Origin of the sequence: Streptomyces changchenzhani (assembly GCF_039766235.1) — a bacterium.
Lineage (GTDB): Bacteria > Actinomycetota > Actinomycetes > Streptomycetales > Streptomycetaceae > Streptomyces.
Genome location: NZ_JBDHNH010000004.1, coordinates 492,633 through 500,798, shown reverse-complemented (window position 1 = coordinate 500,798; position 8,166 = coordinate 492,633). Strand labels below are relative to the sequence as shown.

The window sequence follows — 8,166 nt, the reverse complement described above, 5'->3', positions numbered from 1 at the left end:
CTGGCCGGCGGGCGGCTGCCGGGGGTACCGGCTGGCGGGCGAGCCAACCATCTTCGAAAAGAAGCCACCTGGGCACGCACGGCTGCCTGTTGTGCAAGGGGGGGCGTGAAGCACCGGCGTGAGCGCCGGTAACGGCACACTCAACGCACGGCGCTTGGCATGCGTGCCTGGTCGGGACTGATGCGGCGAAGGTCGTCAGCCGGCCGGATCGTAGATCCGCTCCTCCTGCGGCGTGCCGGCGGCGTCGTAGAGCTGCTCAAGAGCGTCCGGCGCGTAGACCTCGTAGTCCGGGACGACTCCGCCGATCAGGCCGAGCATCTTGTTGGTCCACTCCTGCGTCTTGCCCATCGCAGCCATCGTCGCCCGGAAGAACGGGGGGAGTTCGGTGAGTTCGCCGAGCGTCGTCGTGAAGTCGTAGACGCCGGCGCTCTCCTCGTCGCGCAGCTTGTTGTACTCGGCCAGCGCCTCGTCCATCGGTCGCTCGCCGGTCAGGCCCTGGTGGACGCGCTCGGCGAGGAGCTCGCCGTGCACGAAGCCGTCGGTGATGCCCCACCCGGTGTAGGGGTCCTTGTGGTAGCCGGCGTCGCCGACCAGCGCCCAGCCGGGGCCGTACGCGCGGCGGTAGTAGTTGTCCGGGTAGCGCATGGGCCTGAAGTCCTCTTCGCGCCTGCCCTGGTCGCGCAGTTGTACGCCCATCTCCGGGGACACGTCGTCGAACACGCCCTGGAAGCCCGCCTCGACGTCCTGGCGGAACTCCTTCAGCTGACGCCGCGTGCAGATGACAGCCAGCATGTTCACGCCGTCGTTCGTCGGCCAGGTGCCGAACCACTTCTCGTTGAAGCCGGTCTTGTGGTGCAGGCCCCAGTCGTCGAGCCCGCTGTAGTACGAGTAGTAGATGAAGCCCGCCGCGGGGCGCACGTTGTACAGCTCCGCGCCGACCTTCTTGGCGACCGTGGAGTGGAAGCCGTCGGCGCCGATGACCACGGTGGCGCGGAACTCCCGCTCCGGCCCCTCCCCTTCACGTCCTCGGATGCCCGTCACGCGGCCGTCGGTGAAGACGAGGTCGGATACCGTGAACCCTTCGATGACCTCAGCGCCGGCCCGGCGGGCGGCGTTGACGAGGATCTCGTCCAGCACGGTGCGCCGCGGGCAGTAGACGGCATCGATGCCGTCCACCGGCTCGGCGAACCCGTTGAGCTCGATGCCCCGGTAGGAGTAGTGCATCTTCCGAAGCGCCGGGGTCTTGGCCGCGATGATCTCGTCGAGCAGGCCCCAGTCCTGGAGCCGCAGCAGCCCCGCCTGGTGGATGTAGTGGGTCGACACCGTGTCGCTGGGAAATGAGGCCCGGTCCACCACGAGGACCCGGTGGCCCTGTCGGGCCAGCAGCATCGCAACCGGTGATCCGGCGCAGCGGCCGCCCACAACAATGACGTCGTACATACCATCCCCCGTCAATCGGTTTGAGGTGCTGACGCACCGTTGGTCAGCGGCGCAAGCACGGGGCGAAGGCTATGAACATCGATAGTTGAAGGTCAAGCATCGGTAATGGCCGAGTAATGACCAGGCGTCAGGTTTTCGCCAATTGAATGTTCCATTCCGCTCGGACGACGCACGACATGCCCCTCTTTACGCCACTTCGAAGGGCGAGAATGTGCCATGCATCACACTCCCGCGCGAGGCGGGAACGAGCCAGTCATGGTGAAGGGTTCAATCAATCACACACAATGAAAGTTCTTCTATCTTGAACGAATGCGTTTGGCGTGAGCGGCGGTTGGATAATCCAGCAAGCCCGGCCGGCTACCCCTTCCGGGCGATCACCCGTCCCCGGGAGATCCCGGCATTCGCACATACCGATAACCCCAGTAGCCGCAGGGCGACGTGAGCGGTGTTCATGCAGAGCTTGCGCGGATCCACCAGTTCTTCGGGTCCGCGAAGCCGTGCCCGATCGGCGCTCACTCGCTGCCGAACAGCAGGTTTCCTGTGGGCGTGCCGCGCCGACCTCCTCGACACCACCCCCGGCTTCAACCAGGCCACCGCTGAAGTGACCGCCGCGGAGACCGGCGGGAGCATGACCCGGTTCGCGACGGCAAAGCACCTCGCGTCCTGGGCCGGGGCCTGCCCCGGGCATCACGAGTCCGCCGGCCGCACCAAGAACACGAAGGCCCGGTCCGGCAACCCCTGCCCCAAAGGCACCCTCGGCCTCGCCGCGTTCGGCACGGCGAGAGCCAAGGAAACACCTACCTCGCCGCCCGCCACGGCCCTCGTACCCGGCGACACCGACGCGGCCTGGGCTGATTCACTCCCGGTTCCCCGCCCCGGAAGTTGATGCGACTGAAGGTGTGGTCGGTATCCCGCATTTTCGACCCCGCCGACACCTCCTCGCCACACCCGAACACCCCACCCGACTGCTGCCGCGCGATGCCCAACGTTTTCACCAACTGGAGGCACATGATCACGGGTACGGACCTGCCCTCGACCGCCTCAATCAGAGCGACCCGACGACCGGACACGCTCCGTTCCGGAGCACACCGCCCGGAGTCCAGCAAAGTGACGACGCCCCCGGAAGTGAATCCCTGTCCCGTGACAGCTGCACTGACCTGCCGCAATGCACACGGGTAGTTGGTCGCGATGCGAGAAGCGTTGACAATCCCGTGACCCGAGGGAAACCTGCGATGCCAAGCGCGTAAAACTCTTACAGTTTTACTCAAAAGTTGTAGTCAGATCACGCAAGTTTGCGGCTCCTCAAGCGAGCCGCTCAGGACGCCCCGCTCCTCCCGGTCCGGTGCGCCGACAGGCGCACTCCCCCCTTACCGCGGAACAGAAGGACGCCATGAGATGGAAGCAATGCAGTCAACGGCTGCTCACCGCCGCACTCTTCACCGGACTGGCGGCGATCGGGCTCCAGCCCGTCCCCGCCAACGCAACCACTGCACGCCCCGCAGCCGCATCGGCGAACCTCGCGCTCAACAAACCGATCGAGGCCTCCTCCTCGACGCAGAACTACTTCGCCACGAACGCCAACGACGGCAGCACCAGCACCTATTGGGAGGCGGGCAGCAACCCGTCGACGCTGAGGGTGAAGATCGGCGCCAACGCCGATCTCGACTCAGTGGTGGTCAAGCTCAATCCTGACGCAGCCTGGTCGACGCGTACGCAGAGCATCGAGGTGCTCGGACGCGAGCAGTCCGCTCAGGGCTTCACCTCGCTGAAGGCGCGGGCCGACTACACCTTCAACCCCTCAAGCAATCAGAACTCCGTGACCATTCCGGTCACCGGGCGCTACGCCGACGTACAGCTGAAGATCTCCAGCAACAGCTCGGGATACGCCGGTCAGGTCGCCGAGCTCCAGATCATGGGCGCCGGGGCACCCAACCCGGACCTGACCCTCAACGACCTCTCCTGGGATCCCGCACAACCCTCGGAGAGCGACACGATCAAGGTGAACGCCACGGTGCGCAACGCCGGTTCGGCGGCCGCGGGCGCAACGACGGTGAACGTCAGCCTGGACGGCACGGTCACAGGAAGTGCCCCGGTGGCCGCGCTCGGCGCTGGTGCGTCGGCGACCGTCCCGGTCACCATCGGCAAGCGGGCACAGGGCAGCTACACCGTGTCCGCGGCGGTCGACCCGACAGACACGATTCCCGAGCAGGACAACGGCAACAACAGCCGCACCGCCGCCACGAAACTGACCGTGGGCCAGAGCCCGGGCCCCGACCTGGAGATCACCGGCATCACATCCAGCCCGGCCAATCCTGCCGTCGGGGCGAACGTCACGTTCGCGGTGAAGGTGCACAACCGCGGGACCAGCTCAGTAAGCGCCGGCTCGGTCACGAGGCTGACCGTGGGCAGCGCCACCCTGAACGGCACCGCACCCGCGATACCCGCCGGCCAGACGGCGACCGTGGGCATCAATGGCAGCTGGACCGCGACCAGCGGCGGAGCCACCCTGACCGCGACCGCCGACGCCACCGACGTGGTGGACGAGACGAACGAGGACAACAACGTCTTCGCGCGATCCGTCGTGGTCGGGCGCGGCGCGGCCGTGCCGTACGTCGAGTACGAGGCGGAGGACGGCACATACGAGGGCACGCTCCTTGAGACCGACGTCAAGCGCACCTTCGGACACACCAACTTCGCCACCGAGTCCTCGGGGCGGAAGTCGGTACGCCTCAACTCGACCGGCCAGCACGTGGAGTTCACCTCCAACAGTGCGTCCAACTCGATCGTCATACGCAACTCCATCCCGGACGCGGCGGGTGGCGGAGGCAGGGAGGCCACACTCAGCCTCTACGCCGACGGAAAGTTCGTACAGAAGGTGCCCCTCTCCTCAAAACACAGCTGGTTGTACGGCACCACCGATCAGCCCGAGGGACTGACCAACACCCCGGGCGGCGACGCACATCGGCTGTTCGACGAGTCGCACGCGCTCCTCGCGCAGACGTACCCGCAGGGCACCAAGTTCCGGCTGCAACGCGACGCCGGTGACAACGCCGCCTTCTACATCGTCGATCTGATCGATCTGGAGCAGGTGGCACCGGCCGCGAGCAAGCCGGCCGCGTGCACCTCGATCACTCAGTACGGTGCGATCCCGAACGACGGGATCGACGACACCGGCGCCATCCAGCGTGCCGTGACCGCCGACCAGAGGGGCCAGATCGAGTGCGTGTGGATCCCGGCCGGGCAGTGGCGGCAGGAACAGAAGATCCTCACCGACGACCCGGAGAACCGCGGCCAGTACAACCAGGTGGGCATCAAGGACGTCACCATCCGAGGCGCGGGCATGTGGCACTCCCAGCTCTACACGCTGACCCCGCCGCATGAGGCGGGCGGTATCAACCACCCGCACGAGGGCAACTTCGGCTTCGACATCGACGACAACACCAAGATCTCCGACATCGCCGTCTTCGGCTCGGGCACCATCCGCGGCGGGGACGGCAACCAGGAAGGCGGGGTCGGGCTCAACGGCCGTTTCGGCGAGGACACCAAGATCACGAATGTGTGGATCGAGCACGCCAACGTGGGCGCCTGGGTCGGCCGCGACTACGACAACATCCCGGCCCTGTGGGGCCCGGGCGACGTGGAGTTCAGCGGCATGCGGATTCGCAACACCTATGCCGACGGGGTGAACTTCTCCAACGGAACCCGCAACTCAACCGTGTTCAACTCCTCGCTGCGCAACACCGGTGACGATGCCCTCGCGGTTTGGGCCAACAAGTACGTGAAGGACCAGGCGGTGGACACAGGCCACGACAACGCCTTCCGCAACAACACCATCCAGCTCCCATGGCGCGCCAACGGCATCGCGGTGTACGGAGGTTACGGCAATAGGATCGAGAACAACCTGATCTCCGACACCATGAACTACCCAGGCATCATGCTCGCGACGGACCACGACCCGCTGCCCTTCTCCGGGCAGACACTGATCGCAAACAACGGTCTGTACCGCACGGGCGGCGCGTTCTGGAACGAGGATCAGGAGTTCGGCGCCATCACGCTGTTCGCGCAGGGTCAGGGCATCCCCGGTGTGACGATCCGCGACACCGACATCCACGACTCGACGTACGACGGCATCCAGTTCAAGACCGGCGGTGGCGCCATGCCGGACGTGAAGATCACGGACGTAACGATCTCCAAGTCCAACAACGGCTCCGGCATCCTCGCCATGGGCGGAGCGCGCGGCAGCGCGACGCTCTCGAACGTGACGATCACCGACTCGGCGGACGGGAACATCCTGGTCGAACCCGGCTCGCAGTTCGTGATCAACGGCGGGGGTGCGAGGGCCTCGCTGCCATCTCACCGGTAACTCGGCAGGGGAGGCAACTGGCCACTCCCTGAGGTTGCCGCCGTACCGCCCGGACGCCTCGAAACGGGTCCGGGCGGTACGGCGGCCCGTTACGTGGAGAGGCGCGCCGCCTGTTGAACCTGGGAATTCTGGCGACCGGGGAACTGCAGCAGGGCGCCGTCGGGACGGGAACCGTTTCCCTACGGCCGTTCCGGATTCCGGTCCAGGTGTGGGAAGCGCCATTCCGTGCGGCTGCGCAGCGTCACTCCGGGGCGCAGCACGGTGCTGGGGTGGTCGGGGCGGTTGGGCGAGTCGGGCAGGTGCTGGGTCTCCAGGCAGAGCGAGCCGTGGCGCTGGTGGCGGCGGCCCGTGCCGTCGGTGAACGCGCCGTCGAGCTGGTTGGCGGTGTAGACCTGGAGGCCGGGTTCGGTGGTCCAGAGCTCCAGGGTCCGCCGGTCGCCGGGGGCGGTGAGGCGGGCCGCCCGGCGCAGGGTGGCGGGAGCGGCGGGGCGCAGTACCCAGCAGTGGTCGAAGCCTCCGGCGCGGCCCAGTTGGATGTCCGGGCGGGCGAGGGGCTCGCCGATGGGCTGCGGGGCTGTGAGGTCGAACGGGGTGCCGTTCACCGGGGCCGGCGGGCCTTCGGGGATGCCGTCGTGGTCGATGGGGAGGTAGTGGTCGGCGTCGACCTGGAGGGTGTGGCCGAGGACGTCGTCGGCGCCGAGGTTGAGGTAGGCGTGGTGGGTGAGGTTCACGATGGTGGGCCGGTCGGTGACGGCCGTGTAGTCGACGGCGAGGGTCCCGGTGGTGTCCAGGGTGTAGGTGACAGTGACGTCGAGCGCTCCGGGGAAGCCCATGTCGCCGTCGGGGCTGCGCAGGGTGAGCCGGAGGACGGCGGTGGTGTCGGTACGGTGTCCTGCCGCCTCCCAGACCTTGGTGTGGAAGCCGTCGGGGCCTCCGTGCAGAGCGTGGCTCCGGTCGTTGGCGGGGATGTGGTGGGTGGTGCCGTCGAGGGTGAAGCGGCCGTGGGCGATGCGGTTGGCGTACCGGCCCACGACAGCCCCGAAGTACGGGTTCTTGTCGGTGTAGTCGTCGAGGGCGGGCAGGGAGCGGACGACCGGGCCGGGGTCGCCGGCGGTGTCCGGCACGGTGAGGCTGTGCAGGACACCGCCGTACGTGAGGATCTCGGCCCGGACGCCGGTTCCCGAGTCGAGGGTCCAGAGGCCGACCTCCGTCTGCCCGTGGACACGGCCGAACGGTTTGCGGTGCACGGTGGGCATGAGGAGTTTCCTTGGAGAGTGCGGTCCGCCCGGCGGGAGGCGCGGAGCGTCAGCGGGCGGCCTGTCCGGGGGTGGTGGATTCGCGGACGACGAGACGGTAGCCGGGCCGGGGCCGCCGGGGTTCGGCGACGGGGGTGCCGGCAAGGCGTTCGATGAGGCTGTCGACGGCGAGCTGGGCGATGGCCGCCTTGTCCGGCGCGATGGTGGTGAGGGTGGTGGCCCCGTACCGGCTCTCCTCGATGTCGTCGAAGCCGACGACCGCGATGTCGGACGGGATGAGGAGACCGCGTTCGGTGATGGTGCGCATCGCCCCGATCGCGATGAGGTCGTTGTACGCGAAGACGGCGTCGGGCCGTTCGCCCCGGTCGAGGAGCGAGCCCATGGCCGCCGCGCCGTCCTCGCGGCCGTAGCCGTCGGTGACGACGACCAGGGACTCGTCGGGTTCGATGCCGGAGGCCGCCAGCTCCTCGCGCCAGCCGCGCAGCCGCAGATGGGCGGGTTGGCGTTCGCGGCCGGTGCGGGAGCCGAGGAAGGCGATCCTGCGGTGGCCGAGGGCAATGAGGTGGGCGACGGCCTCGCGGGCGGCGGCCACGTTGTCGATGGCGATGTGGTCGTACGGGGCCTCGTACTCGCGCTCGCCGAGCAGTACCAGCGGTGCCGTCTCGGTGCGGGCCATCAGGTCCTCGGTCTCCAGGTGGATGGGGCTGAGGATGAGGCCGTCGATGACGTGGGACCGGAACCCCTGGCTGACGAGCAGCTCCTTCTCGCGGAGGCCGCCGGTGTGGTCGACCAGGACGGTGTAGTCGTGCCGGGCGGCGGCGTCGACGACCGCGCCGGCCAGCTCCGCGAAGTACGGGTTGCCGAATTCGGGGACGGCGAGGGCGATGATGCCGGTGCGGCCCTTGCGCAGGTGGCGGGCGGTGAGATTCGGCCGGTAGCCGAGCTCGTCGATCGCCTGCTGGACCTTGGCTCGCATCTTGGGGGTGATGTGCTGGTAGTTGTTCACCACGTTCGACACGGTCTTGATGGACACGCCCGCCCGTTGAGCTACGTCCTTGAGGCTGACGCCCACGGCACTCCTTGTACTTGGTTCGACTCGGCCCGATC

General features: G+C 67.7%; 5 protein-coding genes. 2 read left to right on the top strand and 3 right to left on the bottom strand.

What is annotated here, in order from left to right:
* Positions 1 to 195: 195 nt before the first annotated feature.
* A complete protein-coding gene (locus ABCR94_RS16595; protein ID WP_347120057.1) occupies positions 196 to 1,440 on the bottom strand; it encodes an NAD(P)/FAD-dependent oxidoreductase in 1,245 nt (414 codons plus the stop codon).
* A 451-nt stretch (positions 1,441 to 1,891) separates the two neighbouring features.
* On the opposite strand from ABCR94_RS16595, the gene ABCR94_RS16590 reads away from it, so the two are divergent.
* Complete coding sequence (locus tag ABCR94_RS16590; RefSeq protein WP_347120056.1) at positions 1,892 to 2,326, top strand: transposase; 435 nt, start codon at positions 1,892 to 1,894, stop codon at positions 2,324 to 2,326.
* 504 nt (positions 2,327 to 2,830) lie between these two features.
* Entirely contained in the window at positions 2,831 to 5,803 is a 2,973-nt protein-coding gene (locus tag ABCR94_RS16585; protein WP_347120055.1) for a CARDB domain-containing protein, read from the top strand.
* A 179-nt stretch (positions 5,804 to 5,982) separates the two neighbouring features.
* Here ABCR94_RS16585 and ABCR94_RS16580 read toward each other — a convergent pair whose 3' ends face one another.
* On the bottom strand, positions 5,983 to 7,059 hold the full coding sequence (locus ABCR94_RS16580) for an aldose epimerase family protein (RefSeq protein ID WP_347120054.1): 1,077 nt from the start codon (positions 7,057 to 7,059) through the stop codon (positions 5,983 to 5,985).
* 49 nt (positions 7,060 to 7,108) lie between these two features.
* Complete coding sequence (locus ABCR94_RS16575) at positions 7,109 to 8,131, bottom strand: LacI family DNA-binding transcriptional regulator (protein WP_347120053.1); 1,023 nt, start codon at positions 8,129 to 8,131, stop codon at positions 7,109 to 7,111.
* Positions 8,132 to 8,166 lie beyond the last annotated feature (35 nt).